Below are 23,647 nucleotides of genomic sequence, written 5' to 3'. Positions count from 1 at the left end.
CAGAACCGAGGGGAGGCGCAGCGTGGATTTTGCACTGACAGAGGAACAGAGCGCGATTTTCGACATGGCCCATGCCTTTGGGCAGGAGCAGATCGCACCGCACGCCCGCGATTGGGAGGCACAGGGCACTATTCCCAAGGAACTCTGGCCGCAGGTGGGCGAGCTGGGTTTTGGCGGCCTCTATGTCAGCGAAGAAGGCGGCGGCGCCGGTCTGGGCCGGCTTGACGCGACGCTGGTGTTCGAGGCGCTGAGCATGGCCTGCCCCTCGGTGGCGGCCTTCCTGTCGATCCACAACATGTGCGCCAAGATGCTGGACAGTTTCGCCAGCGACGAGATGAAGGCGCGGATCATGCCCGATGTGCTCGGCATGAACACGGTGCTGAGCTATTGCCTGACCGAACCGGGATCGGGCTCGGACGCCGCGGCACTGAAGACCAAGGCGGAGAAGACCAACGAGGGCTATACCCTCAATGGCACCAAGGCGTTCATTTCGGGGGGCGGCTATTCGGACGCCTATGTCTGCATGGTGCGCACCGGCGAGGACGGACCCAGGGGCATCTCGACCGTCTATGTCGAAGACGGCACGCCGGGGCTGAGCTTCGGCGGGCTTGAGGACAAGATGGGCTGGCGCAGCCAACCCACCGCGCAGGTGCAGTTCGACGACTGCAAGATCCCGGCCGGAAACCTCGTCGGTGTCGAGGGCGACGGGTTCAAATACGCGATGATGGGGCTCGACGGCGGGCGGCTGAATATCTCGGCCTGTTCGCTGGGCGCCGCGCAGACCGCGCTGAACATGACGCTGAATTACATGGGCGAGCGCAAGGCCTTCGGCAAAAGCATCGACCAGTTCCAAGCGTTGCAATTCCGCCTGGCCGACATGGAGATCGAGCTGCAGGCCGCGCGCACCTTTTTGCGGCAGGCGGCGTGGAAGCTGGATCAGGGCGCGCCGGACGCGACCAAGTTCTGCGCCATGGCCAAGAAATTCGTCACCGAGGCCGGCTCCAAGGTGGTCGACCAGTGTCTGCAGCTGCACGGCGGCTATGGCTATCTGGCCGACTACGGCATCGAGAAGCTGGTGCGCGATCTGCGCGTGCACCAGATCCTGGAGGGCACCAACGAGATCATGCGAATGATCGTGGCCCGCCACATGCTGGCCAACCGCTGAGGGGCATGAGTATGGCCGATATCGACATCCGGATCACCGGGCGCGCCGGGCGCATCACCTTTTCCCGGCCGCAGGCGCTCAATGCGATGAGCTATGAGATGTGCATGGCGATCGACGCGGCCATGCGGCTGTGGCGCGACGACGACGATGTGGCGCTGGTGGTGATCGACGCGACGGGCGACAAGGCGTTCTGCGCCGGCGGCGACATCGCCGAGCTGTACGACACCGGCACCAAGGGGAATTACGAATATGGCCGCCGGTTCTGGCGCGACGAATACCGGCTGAACGCCTTTATCGCGGAGTATCCCAAGCCGGTGGTCAGCTTCATGCAGGGCTTCACCATGGGCGGCGGCGTCGGCATCGGCTGCCACGGCTCGCACCGCGTGGTGGACGACAGCAGCCGCATCGCCATGCCGGAATGCGGCATCGGGCTGGTGCCGGATGTCGGCGGCAGCCTGTTGCTGGCACGCGCGCCGGGGCATCTGGGCGAATACCTGGGGCTGACGACAGGGCGGATGGCGGCGGGCGACGCGATCCTGGCCGGCTTTGCCGATCATTTCGTGCCGCGCGGCACATGGGCCGACCTGATCGAGATGCTGGAGGCCAGCGGCGACGCGGCGCATGTGGCGTCGCACGCCCTGCCCGCCCCGCCCTCGGCGCTGGGCGAGATGCAGGGCGACATAGACCGGCATTTCTCCGGCGGCTCGCTGGCGGCGATCCGGGCCTCTCTGGCCGGTGAGGACAGCGATTTCACCGAAAAGACGCGCGCCGCGCTGGAGCGCAATTCGCCGCTGTCTATGGCCTGCACGATCGAGATGCTGCGGCGTCTGCGCGCCGAGGATGGCACCATCCGCCAAGCGCTGGATCTGGAATACCGCTTTACCTGGCGGGCGATGGAGCACGGCGATTTCCTGGAAGGAATCCGCGCGCAGATCATCGACAAGGACCGCAATCCGCAATGGCAACATGCCGGGGGCACGGTGCCCGACGCGGCGGTGCGCCACATGCTGGCGCCGCTGGGCGCGGATGCGCTGACATTCGAAGGGGAGGACAGACAGATGAAAATCGGGTTTATCGGGCTGGGCAACATGGGCGCGCCGATGGCGGCGAACCTGGCCAGGGCCGGGCATGAGGTGACCGGGTTCGACATGGCCGAGGTGTCGATCGAGGGGGTCGCGATGGCCGCCTCCGCCGCCGAGGCGGCCAAGGGCGCCGAGGTGGTGATCACCATGCTGCCGAACGGGCAGATCCTGCGCGCCGTGGCCGCCGAGATCATCCCGGCGATGGACAAGGGCGCCGCCTTTGTCGATTGCTCGACGGTCGACGTGGACAGTGCCCGTGCGGTGGCCGATCAGGCCGAGGCCGCCGGGCTGCTGGCGGTGGACGCGCCGGTCTCGGGCGGCGTCGGCGGCGCCACGGCGGGCACGCTGACCTTCATGGCCGGCGGATCGGAGGCGGCGTTTGCCAAGGCCGCGCCGCTTTTCGACATCATGGGACAAAAGGCGGTGCATTGCGGTGCAGCCGGCGCCGGACAGGCCGCCAAGATCTGCAACAACATGATCCTGGGCGCGACCATGATCGTGACCTGCGAGGCCTTTGCGCTGGCCGACAAGCTGGGGTTGGACCGGCAGAAGATGTTCGATGTGGTCTCGACCTCGTCCGGCTATTCCTGGACCATGAACGCCTATTGCCCGGCCCCCGGCGTCGGACCGCAAAGCCCGGCGGACAACGATTACAAACCCGGCTTCGCCGCCGAGCTGATGCTCAAGGATCTGCGCCTGAGCCAGCAGGCCGCCGAAAGCGCGGATGCCGACACCCCGATGGGCGCGCTGGCGCAACAGCTCTACACGCAGTTCGTCGAGCAGGAGGACGGCAAGGGCATGGACTTCAGCGCCATGTTGCCGCGGTTCGAGAAGCGCCACCGGGGCTGAACATCCGGCCCTGACAGACAGCAGATGCCGCGGGCCGGGCCCGCGGCATTTTTCTGACCGCGCCGCGCCTCGCGGATACCGCGACGGCCTGTTCTTGCGGCGCGCGCAGGGGACATAAATTACCGATAGTTTTCGACATTTTCCGGGCGGTCGCCTCCCGGGATTTCACGCTTCGTTAAGGCCATGGCGGCAAGGCTGTCAGGACATTGGTTTTTTAAATGAGGACAGCTATGTTCAACAGCAATCTTGGCGATATCGACCGGATCGGACGCATCCTTTTGGGTGCGGCGATGCTGATCACCTATGCCATGACGGCGCCGGGCCCATTTCGCTGGCTGCTGCTGCTCGGTCTTCTGCCGATGGCGTCAGGGCTGCTGGGCACCTGTCCGATCTATTCACGGCTGAACCACAGCACCAGCGAGGCGGACTGACCGCCATTACCGGGTCAGCACCGCGATCTGGTCGCGGGCGGCGCGGGTGATCCGCGCGCCCTCTTCTATCGCATGGCCGGCGCGGTAGAATTCCAGCGTCGACATCTCGGTCAGATGCGCCGCCAGCGCCAGATCGGCGGGGTCGGCGGCCTCGCGGCTTTTGCGCAGGAACTCCGTCAGCACGTCGATCGAGGCCGAGACCACATCGAAATAGGTCGGATCCACCGGACCTGCGTCGCGCTCGGGCAGCAGCTTGCGCAGCGGATCGGGCAGCTTGTCGAGCAGCTCCGGCGCCTGCAACGCGCTCCAGAGGCGGCCTTCGCTCGGCTCCCACAGGGGACCGCCCGCCTTGTCGTTGGGATTGACCGAGATGATCCGCCGCGCCCCCAGCGCCCGGGCGGCGGAGACCGGCACCGGGTTGATCAGCCCCCCATCCAGGAGCCAGCGACCGCCAACCCGGTGCGGCCGAAGGATCGCCGGCAGCGAGATCGAGGCGCGCACCGCATCGGCCAGCGAGCCCTCGCGCAGCCAGACCTCGCGGCCTGTCTCCATGTCGGTGGCCACCGCGATATAGGGGCGGTCCAGTTCCTCGATCGTCTCGGGCAGGCCGAGCTCGCGCAGCATCTCCATGATCGCGCCGCCGCGCATCAGCCCGCTGCGATCCAGCCGCAGGTCGATCATCCCCATGAAACTGGTGCTGGAGAGCGCGCGGGCCCAATCCTCGAGCGCGTCCAGCCTGCCGGCGGCCCAGGCCGCGCCGACCAGCGCCCCCATCGAGCAGCCCGCCACGCTGTCGGGCGTCACCCCCTGGCGCTCCAGCTCGCGCAGCACGCCGATATGGCACCAGCCGCGCGCACCGCCGGAGCCAAGCGCCAGCGCAAGGGGCCCGCCGCTCACTCGGCTGCCACCCTGGCGCCGTCGAGCAGGGGCTTGAGATAGCGCCCGGTATGGCTGTTCGGGATTCCGGCCACCTCTTCGGGGGTGCCGGTCGCCACGATCTTGCCGCCGCCGTCGCCGCCCTCGGGGCCGATGTCGATGATGTGATCGGCGGTCTTGATGACATCGAGGTTATGCTCGATCACCACCACCGAATTGCCCTGATCGACCAGCTCGTGCAGCACCTCCAATAGCTTTTTCACATCCTCGAAATGCAGCCCCGTGGTCGGCTCGTCCAGGATATAGAGCGTGCGGCCGGTGGACCGGCGGCTGAGTTCCTTGGACAGTTTCACCCGCTGCGCCTCGCCGCCCGACAGCGTCGTCGCCTGCTGGCCCACCTTGATGTAATCGAGGCCGACGCGGTGCAGCGCCTCCATCTTGTCGCGGATGCTCGGCACCGCCTTGAAGAACTCCCGCGCCTCCTCGACGGTCATGTCGAGCACGTCGGCGATGCTCTTGCCCTTGAAGGTCACCTCCAGCGTCTCGCGGTTGTAGCGCTTGCCCTTGCAGGTCTCGCAGGTGACGTAGACATCGGGCAGAAAGTGCATCTCGATCTTGATCACCCCGTCGCCCTGACAGGCCTCGCACCGGCCGCCCTTGACGTTGAAGCTGAACCGCCCGGGTTTATAGCCGCGCGCCTTGGCCTCCGGCAGGCCGGCGAACCAGTCGCGGATCGGGGTGAAGGCGCCGGTATAGGTGGCCGGGTTGCTGCGCGGGGTGCGCCCGATCGGGCGCTGGTCGATGTCGATCACCTTGTCCAGGTGTTCGAGGCCCCTGATGGTTTCGCAGGGCGCCGGGGTCTGCCGCGCGCCGTTGAGGCGCATCGACGCCGTCTTGAACAGCGTCTCCAGCGTCAGGGTCGACTTGCCGCCGCCTGAGACGCCGGTGACGCAGACGAACTGGCCCAGCGGGAATTCGGCGGTCACATTCTTCAGGTTGTTGCCGGTGGCCTTGACGACGGTGATCGCCTTGCCCTTGCCCTTGCCCTTGCGCCGCTCCACCGGCACCGGGATGCTGCGGGCCCCCGACAGATACTGCCCGGTGATCGACGCCGGATCGGCGGCGATCTGCTGCGGCGTGCCATGGGCCACCACCCGGCCGCCATGCACCCCGGCGCCGGGTCCGATGTCAAAGACGTAGTCGGACTGCCGGATCATGTCCTCGTCATGTTCCACCACGATCACGGTATTGCCCTGATCGCGCAGGTTCTTCAGCGTCTCGATCAGCCGGTCATTGTCGCGCTGGTGCAGCCCGATCGAGGGCTCGTCGAGCACATAGAGCACCCCGGTCAGGCCCGATCCGATCTGGCTGGCCAGCCGGATCCGCTGGCTCTCCCCACCCGAGAGCGTGCCAGCGTTGCGGCTGAGCGTAAGATAGTCGAGGCCGACGTTGATCAGGAATCCGAGCCGTTCGCGGATCTCCTTGAGGATGGCGCGGGCGATCTCGTTCTTCTGGTTGCTCAGGCTGTCGGGCACGCTGCCGATCCAGCCATGGGCCTGTTTGATCGACATCTCCACCACCTGGCCGATATGCAGCTCGCCGATCCTGACCGCCAGCGCCTCGGGCTTGAGCCGGTAGCCGCCGCAGCTGTGGCAGGAGCGGTTGTTCTGATAGCGTTCGAATTCCTCGCGGATCCAGTTGCTGTCGGTCTCGCGATAGCGTCGTTCCATATTGGGGATAACCCCCTCGAACACGCGGGAGACCTGATAGACGCGGCCGCCCTCGTCATAGCGGAACGGGATTTCCTCGTCGCCCGAGCCATAGAGGAAGACCTGCTGCACATGTTTCGGCAGATCCTTCCACCGCGCATTCTTGTCGAACTCGTAGTGCTTGGCGATGGCCTCGATGGTTTGCAGGAAATAGGGCGATTTGCCCTTGCGCCAGGGCGCCAGCGCGCCATCCGAGATCTTCAGCGTCGCGTCCGGCACCACCAGGCGTTCGTCAAAGAACAGCTCCACCCCCAACCCGTCGCAGTCGGGACAGGCGCCAAAGGGCGCGTTGAAGGAGAAGAGGCGCGGCTCGATCTCGGGGATGGTAAAACCCGAGACCGGGCAGGCGAAGTTCTCGGAAAAGGTAAGGCGCTCCGGCTCTCCCTCCCCCTCGCGCGGGGCGGTTTCCAGAATGGCGATGCCGTCGGCCAGGTCCAGCGCGGTGCGGAAACTGTCGGCCAGCCGCGTTTCCATCCCCTCGCGCACCACGATGCGGTCGACCACCACGTCGATGTCATGGCGGAATTTCTTGTCCAGCGTCGGCGGGTCGTCAAGCTCATGGAACTCTCCATTCACCTTGACCCGCTGGAAGCCCTGCTTGCGCAGCTCCAGAAACTCCTTGCGGTACTCGCCCTTTCGGTCGCGGACAATGGGGGCCAGCAGATAGCCGCGCGTGCCCTCCTCCAGCGTCATCACCCGGTCGACCATGTCCTGCACCTGCTGCGCCTCGATCGGCAGGCCGGTGGCCGGCGAATAGGGGGTGCCGGCGCGGGCGAACAGCAGCCGCAGGTAATCGTAGATCTCGGTCACCGTGCCGACGGTCGAACGCGGGTTCTTGCTGGTGGTCTTCTGCTCGATGGAAATCGCCGGGCTGAGACCGCTGATATGGTCCACGTCCGGCTTTTCCATCATGTCGAGGAACTGCCGCGCATAGGCCGACAGGCTCTCGACATAGCGCCGCTGGCCTTCGGCATAGATGGTGTCAAAGGCAAGGCTGGATTTTCCCGACCCCGACAGGCCGGTGATCACCACCAGCTCATCGCGGGGAATATCCACGTCGATGCCCTTGAGATTATGCTCGCGCGCGCCGCGCACCTCGATCTTTTTCAGCTCAGCCATATCGCCCCCGCATCGCGTGCCCTAGAAATAGGTGAGCCGGGATGAGTCTCCAACCGGAAAATGCGAACGAAGTATGAACACGCCGGGTTTCGCTGCATTCCACCTTTGTATTCGCTTTCTTGAATGTTATATTCCCGGCAACCGGCCGCCGAGGCGACCGCCCGAGACAGGAAAGGACGAGAATGTTTCTGTTCAGACAGGCCCGCAGCAGCGGCCTCACCCCGCAGGAAGCCGTCGCCGCCGCAAAGGACGGCGGCGTGATCGTGATCGACGTGCGCGACCATGGCGAGCTGGCGATGACCGGCAAGGCCAAAGGCGCGCTGCACATGCCGCTGATGCGGCTGCGCGACATGGCCGACCCGCGCCATCCCGATTTCCGCAGCGAACTGACGCCGGACGCAAAGATCTGTGTCTATTGCGCCAGCGGCGCGCGGTCGAATGCGGCGGCCCAGATGCTGGCGCAACTTGGCTATAGCGACGTGCACAACATCGGCGGGCTGGGCCACTGGGCGCAAGCAGGCGGCGAGATCGAGCGGGGCTGAGCCGCGCTCAGAGCTTGCGCGCCAGCGCCCAGGAACAGATCGGCATGTTTGGGTCGTTCTTCAGGCTGTCGCGCTCGCGGTCGAACTTCGGCGGCCAGTCGGGCTCCATATTCCGCAGCGCCGCGTTGCGGTTGCCCCATTGCTCGGCGCGGATCTGATCCGCGCCGAAACCGCATTCGATCAGCAGATTGGTCAGCCCCCGCGCCGACCAGCGCGAACAATCCGCAGGTGCCGCGTGGAAAGGTATGAAGAAGGGCACCGCCAGCCAGAAATAGCCGCCCGGCCTCAGCATCTGTAAAACGTTCTGGGTGGCGCGATAGGGCCGGTCCAGATGCTCCCACACCTGATTGGCGAGGATCAGGTCGAATTGCTGCACCGCGCCATCCTCATCGGTGAAGGGGGCGTCACAGATATCGTACTCCGGATAGTTGAACTGCCAGTAGGAACGGAACCCGAACATCCGCCCCCATTTGCCCGAGATTTCGGCCACCTCCAGATCGGGGCCCAGTGCCCGGATCATCCCACGGCTGGCGCGGCCCATCGCGATACGGTTGAGACTTGCCATGGCTGCCCTCCTGCTTTCGGGGAACGTAAGCACAGTGCGACCGCGCCGTCACGGGGAGGCGGCGCTGTCGTTGTCATTTGGCCCCAGGGCGCTCCGGTCAGAAGTGGATCGCGCGATCCCAGGCGTCCAGTACGCTTTCGTGCATCATCTCCGACAGCGTCGGATGCGGGAAGACGGTGTTCATCAGGTCCTCCTCGGTGGTTTCCAGCTGGCGGCCCACCACATAGCCCTGGATCAGTTCGGTCACCTCGGCACCGACCATATGCGCGCCCAGCAGCTCGCCCGTCTTGGCATCAAACACCGTCTTGACCATGCCCTCGGGCTCTCCCAGCGCGATGGCCTTGCCGTTGCCGATAAAGGGGAAGCGGCCGACCTTGACGTCATAGCCCAGCTCCTTTGCCTTGGCCTCGGAATAGCCGACCGAGGCCACCTGCGGCTGACAATAGGTGCAGCCGGCGATGCTTTCGGGTTTGACCGGGTGGGCGTGCTTGCCCGCGATCAGCTCGGCCACCATCACGCCCTCGTGGCTGGCCTTATGCGCCAGCCAGGGCGCGCCGGCGATATCGCCGATGGCATAAAGCCCCTCAACCCCGGTGCGGCAGAATTCGTCCGTCACCACATGGCTGCGGTCCAGCTTGACGCCAAGCGCCTCCAGCCCCAGCCCCTCGACATTGCCGACGATGCCGACGGCCGAGATCACGGTGTCGAAGTCCATCTTCTCCACCTTGCCGCCGGTCTCGATATGGGCGGTGACCTTGCCCTTACCGCGATCAAGCTGCTTGACCATGGATTTCTCCATGATTTTCATGCCCTGCTTGACGAATTGCTTCTTGGCGAAGGCGGAGATTTCCGCATCCTCCACCGGCAGCACCCGGTCCATCACCTCGACCACCGTGGTCTCGGCGCCCAGCGTGTTGAAGAAGCTGGCAAACTCGATGCCGATCGCGCCCGAGCCGATGACCAGCAGCTTTTTCGGCATCCGCGGCGGTTGCAGCGCGTGCTTGTAGGTCCAGACCAGGTCGCCGTCGGCCTCCAGCCCCGGCAGGGTGCGGGCGCGGGCGCCGGTGGCGAGGATGATGTGTTTCGCCGTCAGCTCCTCGGTCCCCGCATCGGTCTTGACGCTGACCTTGCCGCTGGCGGGCAGCATCGCCTCGCCCATCACCACGGTGACCTTGTTCTTTTTCAGCAGGCCCTTCACCCCGGCGCTGAGCTGTCTCGCCACCCCGCGCGAGCGTTTGACGACCGCATCCAGATCATAGCCGATCTTGTCGGCGGAAAGGCCGAACTCCTTGGCCCGCTCCATCAGGTGGAACACCTCGGCCGAGCGCAGCAGCGCCTTGGTCGGGATACAGCCCCAGTTCAGACAGATCCCGCCCAGATGCTCGCGCTCCACCACGGCCACGTTCAGGCCCAGTTGCGCGGCGCGGATCGCGGCCACATAGCCGCCCGGCCCGGCACCGATGACGATCAGATCAAAAGATTTAGCAGCCATGACATCCCCTCGGCGCGGTTGCTGAAAAACTAGTTTACCATTAAACTATTTCCAGCCCTGCATCAATGGGCGCAAAAAGACAAATCCGCCACAGGCACGGCTGCGGCGGACAACTGCCTTTTCACCAGGAAAAGTTTTTCATCCGGCCCCGGTCAGGAGGCCTCCTGAAGCTCGCGCACGGTCTCGCCATATCCGCCGGCCGAGACGTAATCCGCTTCGGGTCGGGTCGTCGCCCGCGACAGCGCCGCGTTGCGATAGGGAAAGCGACCGAACTTGCGGATCACCTCGCGGTGCGCACGGGCGTGCAACAGGTTCGAGGCCCCGGTCTGGGGCATCCGCTGGCACAGCAGGCGCACACAGCGTTCCTGGTCACACAGATTCTCGGAATGCATCAGCGGCAGATAAAAGAACTGCCGCGACGGTTCGTCGATCTTCATGTCCCAGCACTTGTCTATCGCCGATTTCGCCGCCGCCAGCGCGGCGCGGTCGGTGGAAAACGCCCGACTGTCGTCGCGGAACATGTTGCGCGGAAACTGGTCGGTCAGGATGATATAGGCCAGCGCGCCGCTGGGATAGGTCAGCCAGAGCGAGAACCGCCCGTCGCGGGCCGCCTCCCAGGTCTTCTCAAAGCGATCGCGAATCCTGGCATCCAGCGCATCATCCTGGGCGTACCATCCCTTTGCACCGACCTCATCCAGCCAGAACTCCAGTATCTCCTCCGGGCCAACCATCGGCCATACTCCATTTTACTGCCGCGACTTAAAGTTTGACCGCCAGTCTAAGAACGCTTTGCGCGCGAGATACAGTAACAATTTGCAACAGCGGCAATATTCCGTGCGAACTCAGGCTGCATCGTTTTCTTCCTGGGCCTCCTGTTCGGCCTCGATGGCGTATTCCTGCGCCACCTCGACCGCGACCTGGGTGGAGCTCGGCGACACCGGCGTATAGCTACCGGTGTCCTCGACCGGCACCGCCGGGCGCTGGGTGGTCCGATAGAGCGCATAGGCCGCCAGCGCGAACAGCAACCCCGCCATCAGCACGAAGAAGCCCGGCGGGCCAAACACCCCGTCGCCCATCAGCCAGCCGGTGATCAGCGGCCCGGCGATGGCGCCCAGACCGTTGATGAAGATCAGCCCGCCAGAGGCCGCCGCCATGTCGTCATGCTCCAGGTAGTCGTTGGTGTGGGCGATCAGCAGGGAATAGAGCGGGTTGGTCATCCCCCCCACCACAAAGGCCGCGACCAGCAGCATGACATAGTACCCGCCCAGCACCATGCCCAGCACCGCGCCGACGCCGGCGACGGCGGCGACCATCAGGATCAGCAGCCGGCGGTCCATCCGGTCCGACATCCAGCCCAGCGGATATTGCAGGATCAGCGCCCCGACATAGAAGGTGGCGACAAAGCCCGAGATCTGCGGCACGCTCAGCCCGACCTTGGCGCCATAAACCGCGCTCATCCCGAATTGCGCCGAAAAGACGCTGCCCATCAGGAACATGCCGACGCAGCCCAGCGGCGAGGTGTCCATCAGCTTTCTCAGGCTCATCGGCTTGGTGGTATCAAAGGCCGGCGTCGGGCTGATCGACAGCAGAATCGGCGCGAAGGAAACGGACACCAGCACCGAGGCCAGCACGAAGGTATCGTATCCCGCCGGATCGCCCAGCAGCATCATCGCCTGGGCGGAAACGACCCCCGCCATCTGCACGATCATGTAGAGCGACAGCGCCTTGCCCCGGTTTTCGTTGTTCGACGCGTTGTTGAGCCAGCTTTCCGCCGTCACATAGACCCCGGAAAAGCAAAACCCGATCACCACCCGTCCCAGTGCCCAGGCGACCGGATCGGTGAAGGTGGGATAGAGGATCATCACCGCCGAAATGAACGAGGCCAGCGCGGCGAAGACCCGCACATGGCCAACCCGCCGGATCATCTCCGGCGCCAGTTTCGAGCCGCCCAGAAACCCCACGAAATAGGCCGACATGACAAACGACATCTGCAGGGTCGTGAACCCCTCGATTTCGCCGCGCACGCCCAGAAGGGTGCCCTGCAGGCCGTTGCCGATCATCAGCATACCCATTCCGAGCAGCAGCGCCCAGGCACTCGCCAGTACTTGTTGCATCGGGGGCCCCCTTGTTGCGCGCCGACCGTCCGCCCCAGCTACGGGGGTGAGTCGCCTGCGTCCGCCCTGTCCGCGACACGGGCAATGTCGCATTGAGGCAATGTTGCCGCGAATGCGAAGGTTTTCCAACGCCTAACCCGCCTACCCCCGTGCCGCAAGCCTCGGCTGCCGGCTCAGCGGCGGTCCGGGATCAACAACGAGGCATCGCCATAGGAGAAGAACCGATAGCCCGCCTCGACAGCGTGCTCATAGATGCGGCGGATGCGGTCCTGCCCCATCAGCGCCGAGACCAGCATCAGCAGGGTCGATTTCGGCAGGTGGAAATTGGTCATCAGCGCGTCGGTCACGTGGAACCGGAATCCGGGATAGATGAAGATGTCCGTCTCCCCCTCCCAGGCGGCGATCTGCCCGCCCCGGGCGGCGGTCTCGATCAGGCGCAGCGCGGTGGTGCCCACCGGGATCACCCGGCCGCCCGCCGCGCGGGTGGCGGCGATCTCGGCCGCCGCGGCGGCACTGACGCGGCCCCATTCGGCATGCATCCGGTGGGTGGTCACATCCTCGACCTTGACCGGCAGAAAGGTGCCCGCGCCCACATGCAGCGTGACATAGGTGAAGCTCACGCCCATGTCGCGCAGCCTGTCCAGCAAGGCGTCATCGAAATGCAGCGACGCCGTCGGGGCCGCGACGGCGCCCGAGGTTCTGGCCCAGACGGTCTGATAGTCGGTCTTGTCCCGCTCGTCCGCAGGCCGCCGGGCGGCGATATAGGGCGGCAGTGGCATCGCGCCGGCCTGCGCCAGGGCCGAGTCGAAGTCCTCGCCCGCGAGGTTGAAGCGCAGATGCCCCTGCCCCTCGGCCACGCCCTCCAGCGTGGCGCTGAGACCTGCGGCGAACTCGATCGCCTCGCCGACGCGGATCTTCTTCAGCGGCTTCAGCAGCGCCGCCCAGGTGCCGTCGGCGCGCGGCTCCAGCAGCGTCACCTCGATCCGCGCGCGGGTCTCGCCCTGCGGGCCGGGGCGGGGCCGCTCGCCGCTCAGCCGTGCCGGGATCACCCTTGTGTCGTTCAGCACCAGCCGGTCGCCCGGACGCAGCCAGTCCGTCAGGTCGCGCACATGGGCGTCGGTGATCGCATCCCCCTCGGAGACCAGCAGCCGCGCGGCGCTGCGCGGCACAGCGGGCCGCGTGGCGATCAGATCCTCGGGCAGGTCGAAATCGAAATCACTCAGTTTCATGCTGCGCGCTATAGGCCGCCACGCACGGTTTGACCATGCCCCGGAGGCACCTGGCACCTATCGCCCGCCCTCGGCCCCCTCGATCAGGTCAGGGGCGCGGCGCGGCGTTCGGTCCGGCTCTGCCGGCGCCTCGCCCGGCATGGTCGGCTGCGCGCCGCGAAATATCTCGCGGAAGATACCCGGGGTCAGCCCCGACAGCGGGTTGACCTGCACGCTGGGCGCCGCCGCCGGCCCCTTCAGCGTGTAGCTGAACCCGATCATCCCCTCGCCCTTGCGGGTCAGGACGCTGCCGACCGCATTGATCAGATAGACCGGCGATATCACCCCGCGCATGTTCAGCACCCCGCGTTCCAGATCATAGAGCCCGTCCATCGACAGCCCGATCGAGGGGCCGGTGGCGCTGCTTTCGTGCAGCACCAGCCGGTCCGGCTCCAGCCGGAACTTGGCCTCGACCTCGGTGAACTGGATGCCCTGGCCAGTCATCTCGTCCAGCAGGCCGACCACGCTTACGGCGTTCAGCAGCGCGGCGATCGCCGGGGCGTCCTTGACCCTTGTGTTCCTGACCCGCAACGTGCCGTTGAACAAGGCCGGTGCCTCTGCCGGAAAGAGGGACATTTCAAACGACCCGCCGTGGCCCTGGTTGAGGATCCCGGCCGAGCGGAACACGCCGCCACCGTCGTCCGACTCGACATAGATCGCGCTGCCCCCGCCCTGCGGTTCGATCCGGCCGCGCACCGGGGTCTGGCCGTTCAGCTTGCCGGTGAAGCTGCCGCGCAAGCCGTCATGGGTGGTGAAATCGCCGCTGAAATCCTGCAACGCCAGCGAGTCGGAAATCTGCAACCGGTCCAGCCGCGCGCTCAGCGCGCCGCCGCCTTCGCCGCCGCTGTCCAGCGGCGCGCGGCGCAGGTCCACGACCCCGGTCAGGATGCGCACATCCGGCGCCGCCCTGCCGCGACCGATCAACTCGACCCCGGCCTCCAGCCAGCCGCCCAGCCGCACCGAGCTGAGCAGCGCCCGGTCAAGCCCGCCATCCTTGGCACCGATCACGCTGCCGGTCGCCGTCAGCCCCGCCGCCTCGATCGACAGCCGTTCGATCCGGGCCGCCTCGCTCAACGTGGCCGAGAGATCGAGCATACCCGTCTCCTCGGCGCGCTTGCGCCAGCCCAGCGTCGGGATCGCCAGCCCGACGCCCGCCAGATCCGAGGTCAGATGCAGCGCCGGCGGGCTGCCCTTTGCCAGATCGAGGGTAAAGCGCCCGGTGCCCTGACCGCTGACGCTGCCCTCGGGCAGACCGATCCTGAAAGTGTCGAGCAGGGTTGGCGACAATTCCACCTGCCCCTCCACCCGGCTGCCCTTGGGGGCGTCCGGCCCGATCGGCTGACGCCAGCGCAGCACCACCGGCAGCGCGCCGATATGGGCGGTGCCGGTGATCTCGACCCGGCTCTGGTCCGCCTCGAGCCGCAGCGCGGTCGCGGAAACCGTCTGCCCCGGCACCAGAACCGTGCTTTCGACCTGGTTCAGATCGCCGGCGACGTGAAAGGCGATTTCCTCGAAGGGCACGCCCTTTTTCAGCGGCAGCGACAGCGTCCCCTCAAGCCGCGCCTGCCCCTGTGCCAGATCCACCGGCAGATCGGTGTCGCGCAGGGCGCGCACCGGCGGCCCGGCCAGCAGAGACATCACTGCGGTCACCGCGCCGCCGACGCGCAGGCGGATCACCGCCGGCGCCGCCGGTTTGACCGAGACGTCCGGGATGATGAAAGAGGAGCCCGCGACATCCAGATCGCCGCCCTGCCCGGCGGTCACGATTCCACGGTCTGCCGTCGCCACCAGCCGCTGCCGCTCCAGTGACAGCGTGCCCGAGGCCCCGGTCATCAGCGGCAGGTAGCGGTTATAGCGAACCGTGGCGCCGTCGAAATCGAGATCGGCGTAGATGTCCGGTTTCCGCCCCTCTTCCAGCCGCAGCGCCAGGTCTATGTCGTGCAGCGTTCCGTCCAGAACGTTCTCGGCGACCCAGGTGCGCGGCTTTTCCGACACCGACGGGGGCCACAGCTCCAGCAGGCGCGCGGGGGTCAGGCTGTCCATGTGCCCGTCCACCGCCAACCGCCAGCCCTCGGCCACGGTGGTCAGGGTGCCGGTGAGGTCCAGCGCGCTGCCCTGGTCGGACAGGTGCATCTGGCCCAGCGTCAGCCGGAACGGGTCCAGCTCCAGCCTGAAATCGGCGGTCCCGCCCTCGAGACGCACAGGTTCGCGATAGAGGCCCGCCGGGTTCAGCGCTGTCGCGGCAAAGTGGAACTGACCGACCAGATCGGTCAGCGTGCCGTTCTCGATGCCGCCGAGATAGGCGCGCCCCTCGGCGCGGCCGGTGCCCCAGGCGCTGTCCACCGACATCTCGTCAAAGGTCAGGGTCTGCGCCGCCGGATCATAGGTGAAATAGCTGCGCGCACCGCTGAAGGGGATCGGGCGGGTCGTCTCGGTCGGCTGCAGGGCGCCGGCGCCGATGTGCAGCGTCGCCGAGAGCGGCCCCAAGGCGCCGGCCTTGTCGACGCTGCCGCGCAGCGCTCCCGAGATCGGCGCGCGCAGCACCTTCAGCCAGTGCAGCGCCACGCTCTGCGCGGCGATGTCGGGGGCGGCGATGTCCTGAACCGAGACACCGAACTCTGCCCCGGCATCTCCGATCCGGCTGGTATAGTTCATCTCGACCGAACTGGCGTAGTCCCGCCCGCTGAGCACGGCGAAATCCGCGCCGATTCCCAGCGCATCGCCATCGCGTCTCAGCCGCACCTGACCGCCGTCGAGTGTCCAGACCTTGCCGCTGCGGCCATCCTCATAGCGCAGGGTCACCGCATCGACGTCCAGCGCGACCAGCGCGGCAAGCTGCGGACGCAGCAGGATCTGCTCCGCCCCCTCCATCAGCTGCGGCAAACCGGCGGCCTGGCCCACCGGCGCCGCGGTGTCCTCCAGCGTCAGCGACACCGTCCCGCCCGCCTCGCGCCGCAGGGTTGCGAACAGGCCGCTCAGCGCGATCCGCTTCGGCTGGACCCGGCCGCGCAGCAGCGGGCGCAGCGCCAGGCTCGCCTCGGCATCCGAGAGCCGCGCCAAAATGCGCCCGTCCGCCTCGGACAGGACCACGTCGCGCAGATGCAGCCGCGGCCGCAGACCGGCGCGGATCACCAGCTCGATGTCGCCAAAGGCGATCTGCAGCCCATCAAGGCCCTGCTCGATGCGCGCCTCGACCCGCGCCCGCAGCCAGTCCGGCGGTCGCAGCCGCTGGTTCACGCCAAAGATCACCGCCGCGGAGGCCAGGATCACCAGCACTGCGGAAATGCGCATCGCCCACAGCCCGGACCGGCGCAGCGCGCGGGTCTTGCGGCTCCCGGCCGGCCGGCCGATGTCCGGGTCAGTACGCGCCACGGTCCCAATTCCGAATGATCCGCCGTGCCCCGCTTTCCGGTTGCCCGCGGCGATCTATTATGGAACCCATCTGTTCAACCATGTCAGTGGAGTCACCCGATGCCCGATATTTCCGATACCGCCCCCGATTTCACCCTGCCCCGCGACGGCGGTGGCGAGGTCAGCCTGTCAGGTTTGCGCGGCGGCGCCGTTGTTCTGTTTTTCTATCCGCGCGATGATACCCCGGGCTGCACCCGGGAATCCATCGGCTTTTCGGCGCATCTGCAAGCCTTTGCCGATGCCGGTGTGCAGGTGTTCGGCATCTCTCGCGACAGCGTGGCCAAACATGACAAATTCGTCGCCAAACACGACCTTACCGTGCCGCTGTTGTCGGACGAGGATGGCGCCGTCTGCGAGGCCTATGGCGTCTGGGTCGAAAAGACCATGTACGGCAAGAAATCGATGGGCATCGAACGCGCGACCTTTCTGATCGACGCGGGTGGCACAATCGCCCGTATCTGGCGCAAGGTGAAGGTGGACGGTCACGTCGAGGAGGTGCTGGAGGCGGTCAAGGCAATGTAGGCTGGACAGGCGCTGCCGGATCCGGCCTACGTGTCGGCGCGGCGCCCCTAGAGAGGGACGACGCCCCATGCCGGTTCCCGGCCCCGCAGGCCAATCCGGCGCCAGCAACCGAATGGTCCTTTTTCTGGCGGCGCTGACCGTCGGCTTGTTCCTGGCCTTCAACATCATGTTCGTGCTGTTCAACCTGGGCTATCCGGGATTTCTGTTCGCCGCCCTCCTTCCGGCGGTGGCGCTGGGCGGCTATGTGGTTTGGCGCTGGGCACGCGGGGACAACGGCATCGTCGCCGTTGTCCCCGGTCTGCTGGTCATGTACGTCATCATGGGCCTTTCGATCGTCGCGGTGACCTCGCTCTATTGACCGGGCGAACGGGTCGCCCCGGCCGTGCAGACCAATCGCTCAAGACCGTTCGAAATCAGGGGGACCCCCGCCGTGACACAATCGCTGGCCCAGATGGCGACCGAAGTGCTGACCACAGCGGACGGGCGCGAGAAGACCGCGCTGTCGCGGCGCCACGCGGCGGCCTGGTTCGCCGCGCGGTCCGAGGGGGTCGCGCCGATCCCCGTGGGCACCGCCGCCCCGCCGCTGCACCCGGCGCGACCGGCGCGGCCCGAACTGCTGTCGCCGCGCGAGGTGCCCAAACGCAAGCCCGGCTCGCCCGCCGGGCGCATCGCGCTGCTGCATGCGGTGGCGCATATCGAGCTGAACGCTGTGGATCTGCACTGGGACATCATCGCGCGGTTCGGCCATGTGCCGATGCCGATGGGGTTCTACGACGACTGGGTCAAGGCGGCGGACGAGGAAAGCAAGCATTTCAATCTGGTCTGCGGATGCCTCGAGGCGCTGGGCAGCCATTACGGCGCCCTGCCCGCCCATGCCGGCATGTGGCGCGCCGCCGAGGACACCGCCCAGGACCTGATGGGCCGCCTCGCCGTGGTGCCGATGGTGCTGGAGGCGCGCGGGCTGGACGTGACGCCGGGCATGATCGGGATCTTCCGCAAGGCCGGGATCGATCAGGCGGTGGCGGCGCTGGAGACCATCTATGCCGAGGAGGTGGCCCATGTCGCCTATGGCTCCAAATGGTTCCACTTCCTTTGCGGGCGCGAAAACGCCGATCCGAAAGAAGTGTTTCATGCGCTGGTGCGCAAATATTTTCACGGCGCCCTGAAACCGCCCTTCAACGAGGAAAAGCGTGCCGAGGCCGGCCTGCCGCCGGACTTCTACTGGCCGCTTGCGGATGAGATCCCGCCGCGCGCCTAGGTGGCGGGACTCGGCAGGTTCTTGCCTAAACGCCTCTGATCGGCGCGGAAATGCCGCCGAACGGCTCAACAAACTTGCCCAAATGCCATGCGGGGGGTATGCACTCGGCCCAAGGGTCCGGGCGAGCAGTCTACCGGGCCGGGGATGGGACAAGGACGACGGTTTGCGCACACGCCTCGCAATCAAGGTTCATGCGGTCTTGGAAAAACTCTTTCCCGAACGCCGCGTTTTTCTGAAATCGGATACCGATACCCGCTTTATCCGCCTGAAGTCCGGCACGCAGCTGATCGCGCTGTCGGGGGCGGGGCTGATCGTGGCCTGGGCGATCATCGCCACAGCCATCCTGATGATGGACAGTATCGGATCGGGCAATTTCCGGGAACAGGCCAAGCGCGATCAGCGCATCTATCAGGATCGTCTGAACCAGATTTCCAGCGAACGCGATGCCCGCGCCGAGGAGGCGCTGGCGGCGCAGAGCCGGTTCAACGCCGCTCTTGAGCAGATCTCGAACATGCAGTCCGAACTGCTTGCCTCGGAAACCCGGCGGCGCGAGCTGGAGACGGGTATCGAGGTGATCCAGACCACGCTGCGCGAAACCATGCGCGACCGCGAGACCGCCCGCAACGCGCTGACGGCGATGGAAGACAACGGAAACCGCGGCGGGCTGGCGGCCGATCCGGTGATCCCGGTGCAGATGGACTTCATGACCACGGCGCTGGCCGACGCCGCCCGGGACCGCGACCGCATCCAGGCCGACGCCCTGGCCGCGCTGGACCAGCGCGACGAACTGGAGCTGGAAATCAAGCTGATGCGCGAACGCAACGACCAGATCTTCCGCCAGCTGGAAGAGGCGATGGCGATCTCGGTCGAGCCACTGAACAAGATGTTCCGCGAGGCCGGCATGCCGCCCGAACGGATCATCGAACAGGTGCGCAGCGGTTACAACGGCCAGGGCGGTCCGCTGACCCCGATCTCGTTCTCGACCCGGGGCGAGGAACCCACCCCGGACGAGCTGCGCGCCAACAAGCTGCTGCATCAGATGGACACGCTGAACCTTTATCGCATCGCCGCGGACAAGGCGCCCTTTGCCAATCCGGTGCACCGCTCGGTCCGCTATACCAGCGGCTTTGGCTATCGCCGCGATCCCAAGACCGGCGGGCGGCGGATGCACAACGGCTCGGACTTCGCCGGACCACAAGGAACCCATATCTTTGCCACGGCGGACGGCGTCGTCACCCACGCGGGCTGGCAGTCCGGCTATGGCAAGGTGGTCGTGATCAAGCATGCCTTTGGCATCGAGACCCGCTATGCCCATACCTCACGCGTCCACGTGAAGAAGGGCCAAAGGGTCTCGCGCGGGGATCACATTGCTGATATGGGTAATACCGGACGGTCCACCGGCACCCATCTGCATTACGAAGTTCGGGTGAACGGAAGACCAGTTAACCCCATGACATACATCAAGGCTGCGAGAAATGTTTTCTAAGAGCAAAATCAACGAACCCGGCTCCAAGGCGTCGGAAGCCGCCACACCGTCCGCCCAGCCGACGGCCCCCGCCCCGAGCCAGAGCGACTTCAAGTCGAGCACGCCCAAGGCCAAGCCGCCGGCGTCGGTTCTGTCCTCGGATCTGCATATCAGCGGCAACCTCAAGACCACCGGCGACATCCAGGTCGAGGGCACCGTCGAGGGGGACATTCGCGCGCATCTGCTGACCGTCGGCGAGACCGCCACGATCAAGGGCGAGGTATCGGCCGACGACGTGGTGATCAACGGCCGGATCGTCGGCCGGGTCCGCGGCCTCAAGGTGCGCCTGACCTCGACCGCGCGGGTCGAAGGCGACATCATCCACAAGACCATCGCCATCGAGAGCGGCGCCCATTTCGAAGGCTCGGTGCAGCGTCAGGATGACCCGCTGAGCGGCAGTGGCGCCGCCACCAAGGGCGGCGCACAGCCGCAACCGGCCAAGGCCGCCGAGGCCGGCGGAAAGTAATCGTCCCGCATTGCGCGACCGGAACGGCGCCGCAGGCCCCTGCGGCGCCATTCGTTTGCGCGGAATATGGGATTCCTGGATTTGCGCCCGGTCCGCCGCGCGGCATCCGGCGAGACCGGCAGTTTGGGCGTTTCTGGCAGGATCCTGTGGTCAACCACGCCCCTGCCACCGCGCAGGCAGGTCGCGCGCGGTACCTGGCCCTGCGGCCGAGCGACACCCGCCAGACACCCCGGCGGGGCGGTCTGGCGGATCTGACCTGTCCGGTCGGTTCGGCAAGGAACGGCCCTTGCCTATTCGCTCACGGTGACCTTTTTCATCACGTCGGGCTGGCCGATCACCGCGCCGTTCGACCCCTTGCCGCGCTTGATCGCATCGACGACCTCCATGCCTTCGGTCACGTGGCCGACGACGGTGTACTGGCCGTTGAGGAACGGACCCGGCGCGAACATGATGAAGAACTGCGAATTGGCGCTGTCGGGGTTCTGCGACCGGGCCATGCCGACCACGCCGCGATCGAACGGCAGGTCCGAGAACTCGGCCTTGAGATCGGGCAGCTCCGAGCCGCCCATGCCGGCGCGGCGCATGTCGCCGCCCAGCTTTCCGAACTGCACGTCGCCGGTCTGGGCCATGAAGCCGTCGATCACCCGGTGAAAGACGACGCCGTCATAGGCGCCCTCTTTTGCCAGCGCGGCGATCTGGGCCACGTGACCCGGGGCCACGTCGTCGGCCATGTCGATGACAATGGTGCCGTTGGCGCCCTCGCCCTCCACCTCGATGGTCAGCTCGGTCGCCAGCGCAGGGCCCGCGACCAGCGCGGCCAGCGCCGCAAAGAGCGCCAGCTTACGCATCGGCGGCCACCTTGACCGAGATCATGCGGTCGGGCTCTGCCGGCGGCTCGCCGCGGGTGATCACATCCACATGCTCCATCCCCTCGATGACGCGGCCGTAGACGGTGTACTGGCCGTTGAGGAAATGGTTGTCGCCGAAATTGATGAAGAACTGCGAATTGGCCGAGTTCGGGTGCTGGCTGCGCGCCGCGCCCAGGGTGCCGCGATCATGCGGCAGGCGCGAGAATTCCGCCGGCAGATCGGGCAGGTCGGAGCCGCCGGTGCCGGCCATGCGCAGGTTGAAGCCCTCTTCCATGTTGCCGTGCTTGACGTCGCCGGTCTGGGCCATAAAGCCGTCGATCACCCGGTGAAAGCAGACGTTGTCATAGGCGCCGGCGCGGGCCAGTTCCTTCATCCGCGCGGCATGTTCGGGGGCCACGTCGGGCAACAGCTCGATGGTGACGGTGCCGTTCTTCAGCTCCATCAGGATGGTGTTCTCGGGGTCTTTGATCTCGGCCATCTGGCGCTCCTGTCTTTGGATTTGTCCCGATACCTAAGACGGGGGCCGACGAATGCCAAGTGACGCATTGACCTGACCGCCAATTCCGGGGCAACAACGCGGCGGATTGCGACCATTCGATTTTCGAGGTGACGATATGGGCTGGAAGACGCTGGACGACATGGATCTGCGCGGCAAGCGCGTGCTGGTGCGGGTGGACATCAACGTCCCGATCGAAAACGGCACCGTTACCGACGACACCCGGATCCGCCGCCTCGCCCCCACCCTGAACGATATTCGCGACGGCGGCGGCACGCCGATCCTGCTGGCGCATTTCGACCGCCCAAAGGGCAAGCGCGTCCCCGAACTGTCGCTGCTGCCGCTGGTGCCGGCGCTGGAGGCCGCCTTTGGCGCGCCGGTGGTCTTTTGCGCCGATTGCCGCGGACCGGCGGCCGAGGCGGCGCTGAGCGCGCTGGAGGGCGGCGCCATTCTGATGCTTGAGAACACCCGCTTTCATCCCGGCGAGGAACAGAACTGCCCCGACCTGGCGGCCGAGATCGCGGCGCTGGGCGATATTTACTGCAACGACGCCTTTTCCGTGGCGCACCGCGCCCATGTCTCGACCGAGGGGGTGGCCCGGCTGCTGCCTGCCTGCGCCGGACGCCTGATGCAGGCCGAGCTGGAGGCGCTGGAGGCCGCCCTGAGCAAACCGCAGCGCCCGCTGGTGGCAGTGGTCGGCGGCGCCAAGGTCTCGACCAAGCTGGAGCTGCTGGGCAACCTTGTCGAAAAGGTCGATCACCTGATCATCGGCGGCGGCATGGCCAACACCTTTCTCGCCGCGCAGGGCATCGACGTCGGCAAATCGCTGTGCGAGCGGGACATGCTGGACACCGCCGCCGCGATCCTGGCCAAGGCCGAGAAGACCGGCTGCGCCATCCTGCTGCCCTCCGACGTGGTGGTGGCGCGCGAATTCCGGGCCGGCGCCGAGAGCGAAATCCTGCCCGCCGATGCCTGCCCGGCCGACGCGATGATCCTCGATGCCGGCCCCGAGACAGTGGCGCGCATCGCCAGGATTCTGGACAGCGCCAAAACGCTGATCTGGAACGGCCCGATGGGCGCCTTCGAGATCGCGCCGTTCGACACCGCCACCAATGCCGCGGCCCGCACCGCGGCCGAGCTGACCCGCGCCGGACGGCTGATCAGCGTGGCCGGCGGCGGCGACACCGTGGCCGCCCTGAACCAGGCCGGGGCCGCCGACGATTTCACCTATATCTCCACCGCCGGGGGCGCCTTTCTGGAGTGGATGGAGGGCAAGACCCTGCCGGGTGTCGACATCCTGCTGCGCAAGCGGGCGGAGCCGGCCGAAGCCTAGATCAGCAGCGCCGCCAGCACCTGCACCGCCATGACGATCACGCTCAGCGAGCCCAGGGTGTAGAAGGTGGCGCGCACCTCGTGGATCTGGCGGGTGGCATAGGCCACCGCGTGACAGGCCCGCGCGGCGACAAACCCGTACATCAGCACCTGCGCCAGCCACAGCGGCGGGGCGATCGCCACATAGATCAGCCCGATGGCGAGGAAGGCCGGAATATTCTCAAGATCGTTGCGGTGCATCCGGCGCGAGCGGTCGACATAATCGTTGCGCTCAAGCTGCGCCGGGTCCGGCGCCGGGTTGAACGGCCCCTTCTGAATATCCTCGGGGTTCACCAGTCCACTGCCGCTTTTCATCATGCGATAGACGGTCATCCAGCCCTGCCCCATGATCTTGAGCACCATCAGCGCCGCGGCGATCATGTAGGTGGCAAAGACCGGGTTGTCCGGGGTGTAGAGTTCCATGCGTGCCTCCCTGTCCCTGTGGGCACCATCCAAC

General features: G+C 66.4%; 21 protein-coding genes and 1 pseudogene. 11 read left to right on the top strand and 11 right to left on the bottom strand.

What is annotated here, in order from left to right:
* The first annotated feature begins 22 nt into the window (after positions 1-22).
* The 4 genes and pseudogenes from E1832_RS08325 (at position 23) to E1832_RS08315 (ending at position 3,527) form a co-directional block, all read left to right on the top strand.
* Positions 23-1,165 carry an acyl-CoA dehydrogenase family protein gene (locus E1832_RS08325; protein ID WP_133359278.1) on the top strand — a complete coding sequence of 381 codons (1,143 nt, stop codon included), beginning with the start codon at positions 23-25 and terminating at the stop codon, positions 1,163-1,165.
* Positions 1,166-1,170: 5 nt separating this feature from the next.
* Positions 1,171-2,142: pseudogene (locus tag E1832_RS23195) on the top strand (enoyl-CoA hydratase/isomerase family protein); the annotation flags it as partial.
* An 81-nt stretch (positions 2,143-2,223) separates the two neighbouring features.
* A complete protein-coding gene (mmsB, locus tag E1832_RS23190) occupies positions 2,224-3,096 on the top strand; it encodes a 3-hydroxyisobutyrate dehydrogenase (protein ID WP_342635562.1) in 873 nt (290 codons plus the stop codon).
* 230 nt (positions 3,097-3,326) lie between these two features.
* The gene (locus E1832_RS08315; protein WP_133359276.1) at positions 3,327-3,527 is read left to right on the top strand and encodes a YgaP family membrane protein; all 201 of its coding nucleotides are present in this window, start codon (positions 3,327-3,329) and stop codon (positions 3,525-3,527) included.
* A 6-nt stretch (positions 3,528-3,533) separates the two neighbouring features.
* Here E1832_RS08315 and E1832_RS08310 read toward each other — a convergent pair whose 3' ends face one another.
* Both E1832_RS08310 and uvrA read right to left on the bottom strand, forming a co-directional pair.
* Entirely contained in the window at positions 3,534-4,424 is an 891-nt protein-coding gene (locus E1832_RS08310) for a patatin-like phospholipase family protein (protein ID WP_133359275.1), read from the bottom strand.
* Positions 4,421-7,291 carry an excinuclease ABC subunit UvrA gene (gene uvrA, locus E1832_RS08305; protein ID WP_133359274.1) on the bottom strand — a complete coding sequence of 957 codons (2,871 nt, stop codon included), beginning with the start codon at positions 7,289-7,291 and terminating at the stop codon, positions 4,421-4,423. Before uvrA ends, E1832_RS08310 begins: the two co-directional genes overlap by 4 nt.
* A gap of 182 nt (positions 7,292-7,473) precedes the next feature.
* Between uvrA and E1832_RS08300 the strand changes: the two genes are divergently transcribed.
* Positions 7,474-7,833 carry a rhodanese-like domain-containing protein gene (locus E1832_RS08300; RefSeq protein WP_133359273.1) on the top strand — a complete coding sequence of 120 codons (360 nt, stop codon included), beginning with the start codon at positions 7,474-7,476 and terminating at the stop codon, positions 7,831-7,833.
* A gap of 7 nt (positions 7,834-7,840) precedes the next feature.
* Here E1832_RS08300 and E1832_RS08295 read toward each other — a convergent pair whose 3' ends face one another.
* The 6 genes from E1832_RS08295 to E1832_RS08270 form a co-directional block, all read right to left on the bottom strand.
* Entirely contained in the window at positions 7,841-8,398 is a 558-nt protein-coding gene (locus E1832_RS08295; protein WP_133359272.1) for a methyltransferase domain-containing protein, read from the bottom strand.
* Positions 8,399-8,495: 97 nt separating this feature from the next.
* The gene (lpdA, locus tag E1832_RS08290) at positions 8,496-9,890 is read right to left on the bottom strand and encodes a dihydrolipoyl dehydrogenase (protein WP_133359271.1); all 1,395 of its coding nucleotides are present in this window, start codon (positions 9,888-9,890) and stop codon (positions 8,496-8,498) included.
* A 152-nt stretch (positions 9,891-10,042) separates the two neighbouring features.
* Positions 10,043-10,621 (bottom strand): DUF924 family protein, encoded by a 579-nt coding sequence (locus E1832_RS08285; RefSeq protein WP_133359270.1) that lies wholly within the window; start codon positions 10,619-10,621, stop codon positions 10,043-10,045.
* A 111-nt stretch (positions 10,622-10,732) separates the two neighbouring features.
* Complete coding sequence (locus E1832_RS08280; RefSeq protein WP_133359269.1) at positions 10,733-12,004, bottom strand: MFS transporter; 1,272 nt, start codon at positions 12,002-12,004, stop codon at positions 10,733-10,735.
* 173 nt (positions 12,005-12,177) lie between these two features.
* Positions 12,178-13,233, bottom strand: coding sequence for a tRNA preQ1(34) S-adenosylmethionine ribosyltransferase-isomerase QueA (gene queA / locus E1832_RS08275; protein WP_133359268.1), 1,056 nt, complete (start codon positions 13,231-13,233; stop codon positions 12,178-12,180).
* Between the two features lie 57 nt (positions 13,234-13,290).
* Positions 13,291-16,644, bottom strand: a complete 3,354-nt coding sequence (locus E1832_RS08270; protein ID WP_245513906.1) for a YhdP family protein — start codon at positions 16,642-16,644, stop codon at positions 13,291-13,293.
* Between the two features lie 99 nt (positions 16,645-16,743).
* Here E1832_RS08270 and E1832_RS08265 point away from each other — a divergent pair, with 99 nt between their 5' ends.
* The 5 genes from E1832_RS08265 to E1832_RS08245 all read left to right on the top strand — a co-directional run bounded on the left by E1832_RS08265 (position 16,744) and on the right by E1832_RS08245 (position 20,454).
* On the top strand, positions 16,744-17,205 hold the full coding sequence (locus E1832_RS08265) for a peroxiredoxin (protein ID WP_133359267.1): 462 nt from the start codon (positions 16,744-16,746) through the stop codon (positions 17,203-17,205).
* 112 nt (positions 17,206-17,317) lie between these two features.
* Positions 17,318-17,563, top strand: coding sequence for a hypothetical protein (locus E1832_RS08260; protein WP_133359266.1), 246 nt, complete (start codon positions 17,318-17,320; stop codon positions 17,561-17,563).
* 93 nt (positions 17,564-17,656) lie between these two features.
* On the top strand, positions 17,657-18,463 hold the full coding sequence (locus E1832_RS08255) for a ferritin-like domain-containing protein (RefSeq protein ID WP_133359298.1): 807 nt from the start codon (positions 17,657-17,659) through the stop codon (positions 18,461-18,463).
* A 163-nt stretch (positions 18,464-18,626) separates the two neighbouring features.
* Positions 18,627-19,949 (top strand): M23 family metallopeptidase, encoded by a 1,323-nt coding sequence (locus E1832_RS08250; protein WP_133359265.1) that lies wholly within the window; start codon positions 18,627-18,629, stop codon positions 19,947-19,949.
* Positions 19,939-20,454, top strand: coding sequence for a bactofilin family protein (locus E1832_RS08245; RefSeq protein WP_133359264.1), 516 nt, complete (start codon positions 19,939-19,941; stop codon positions 20,452-20,454). The genes E1832_RS08250 and E1832_RS08245 overlap by 11 nt, the downstream gene beginning before the upstream one ends.
* A gap of 290 nt (positions 20,455-20,744) precedes the next feature.
* Here E1832_RS08245 and E1832_RS08240 read toward each other — a convergent pair whose 3' ends face one another.
* Positions 20,745-21,302, bottom strand: a complete 558-nt coding sequence (locus E1832_RS08240) for a peptidylprolyl isomerase (RefSeq protein WP_133359263.1) — start codon at positions 21,300-21,302, stop codon at positions 20,745-20,747.
* Positions 21,295-21,801, bottom strand: a complete 507-nt coding sequence (locus tag E1832_RS08235; RefSeq protein ID WP_133359262.1) for a peptidylprolyl isomerase — start codon at positions 21,799-21,801, stop codon at positions 21,295-21,297. The genes E1832_RS08240 and E1832_RS08235 overlap by 8 nt, the downstream gene beginning before the upstream one ends.
* A 136-nt stretch (positions 21,802-21,937) precedes the next feature.
* On the opposite strand from E1832_RS08235, the gene E1832_RS08230 reads away from it, so the two are divergent.
* Positions 21,938-23,152, top strand: a complete 1,215-nt coding sequence (locus tag E1832_RS08230; RefSeq protein ID WP_133359261.1) for a phosphoglycerate kinase — start codon at positions 21,938-21,940, stop codon at positions 23,150-23,152.
* On the opposite strand, the gene E1832_RS08225 is transcribed toward E1832_RS08230, so the two are convergent.
* The gene (locus E1832_RS08225; protein WP_133359260.1) at positions 23,149-23,613 is read right to left on the bottom strand and encodes an MAPEG family protein; all 465 of its coding nucleotides are present in this window, start codon (positions 23,611-23,613) and stop codon (positions 23,149-23,151) included. The genes E1832_RS08230 and E1832_RS08225 overlap by 4 nt on opposite strands.
* Between the last annotated feature and the right edge of the window lie 34 nt (positions 23,614-23,647).

The sequence above is a fragment of the Antarcticimicrobium luteum genome, assembly GCF_004358185.1.
Lineage (GTDB): Bacteria > Pseudomonadota > Alphaproteobacteria > Rhodobacterales > Rhodobacteraceae > Antarcticimicrobium > Antarcticimicrobium luteum.
This window is presented reverse-complemented; position numbering and strand designations above follow the sequence as displayed.

What these genes read in the sequence shown, in the direction of transcription:
- mmsB (WP_342635562.1), top strand. Translation starts at nt 2,224, where the DNA reads ATGAAAATCGGGTTTATCGGGCTGGGCAACATGGGCGCGCCGATGGCG.
- E1832_RS08315 (WP_133359276.1), top strand. Translation starts at nt 3,327, where the DNA reads ATGTTCAACAGCAATCTTGGCGATATCGACCGGATCGGACGCATCCTT.
- uvrA (WP_133359274.1), bottom strand. Translation starts at nt 7,291, where the DNA reads ATGGCTGAGCTGAAAAAGATCGAGGTGCGCGGCGCGCGCGAGCATAAT.
- E1832_RS08300 (WP_133359273.1), top strand. Translation starts at nt 7,474, where the DNA reads ATGTTTCTGTTCAGACAGGCCCGCAGCAGCGGCCTCACCCCGCAGGAA.
- E1832_RS08295 (WP_133359272.1), bottom strand. Translation starts at nt 8,398, where the DNA reads ATGGCAAGTCTCAACCGTATCGCGATGGGCCGCGCCAGCCGTGGGATG.
- lpdA (WP_133359271.1), bottom strand. Translation starts at nt 9,890, where the DNA reads ATGGCTGCTAAATCTTTTGATCTGATCGTCATCGGTGCCGGGCCGGGC.
- E1832_RS08285 (WP_133359270.1), bottom strand. Translation starts at nt 10,621, where the DNA reads ATGGTTGGCCCGGAGGAGATACTGGAGTTCTGGCTGGATGAGGTCGGT.
- E1832_RS08280 (WP_133359269.1), bottom strand. Translation starts at nt 12,004, where the DNA reads ATGCAACAAGTACTGGCGAGTGCCTGGGCGCTGCTGCTCGGAATGGGT.
- queA (WP_133359268.1), bottom strand. Translation starts at nt 13,233, where the DNA reads ATGAAACTGAGTGATTTCGATTTCGACCTGCCCGAGGATCTGATCGCC.
- E1832_RS08265 (WP_133359267.1), top strand. Translation starts at nt 16,744, where the DNA reads ATGCCCGATATTTCCGATACCGCCCCCGATTTCACCCTGCCCCGCGAC.
- E1832_RS08260 (WP_133359266.1), top strand. Translation starts at nt 17,318, where the DNA reads ATGGTCCTTTTTCTGGCGGCGCTGACCGTCGGCTTGTTCCTGGCCTTC.
- E1832_RS08255 (WP_133359298.1), top strand. Translation starts at nt 17,657, where the DNA reads ATGGCGACCGAAGTGCTGACCACAGCGGACGGGCGCGAGAAGACCGCG.
- E1832_RS08245 (WP_133359264.1), top strand. Translation starts at nt 19,939, where the DNA reads ATGTTTTCTAAGAGCAAAATCAACGAACCCGGCTCCAAGGCGTCGGAA.
- E1832_RS08240 (WP_133359263.1), bottom strand. Translation starts at nt 21,302, where the DNA reads ATGCGTAAGCTGGCGCTCTTTGCGGCGCTGGCCGCGCTGGTCGCGGGC.
- E1832_RS08235 (WP_133359262.1), bottom strand. Translation starts at nt 21,801, where the DNA reads ATGGCCGAGATCAAAGACCCCGAGAACACCATCCTGATGGAGCTGAAG.
- E1832_RS08230 (WP_133359261.1), top strand. Translation starts at nt 21,938, where the DNA reads ATGGGCTGGAAGACGCTGGACGACATGGATCTGCGCGGCAAGCGCGTG.
- E1832_RS08225 (WP_133359260.1), bottom strand. Translation starts at nt 23,613, where the DNA reads ATGGAACTCTACACCCCGGACAACCCGGTCTTTGCCACCTACATGATC.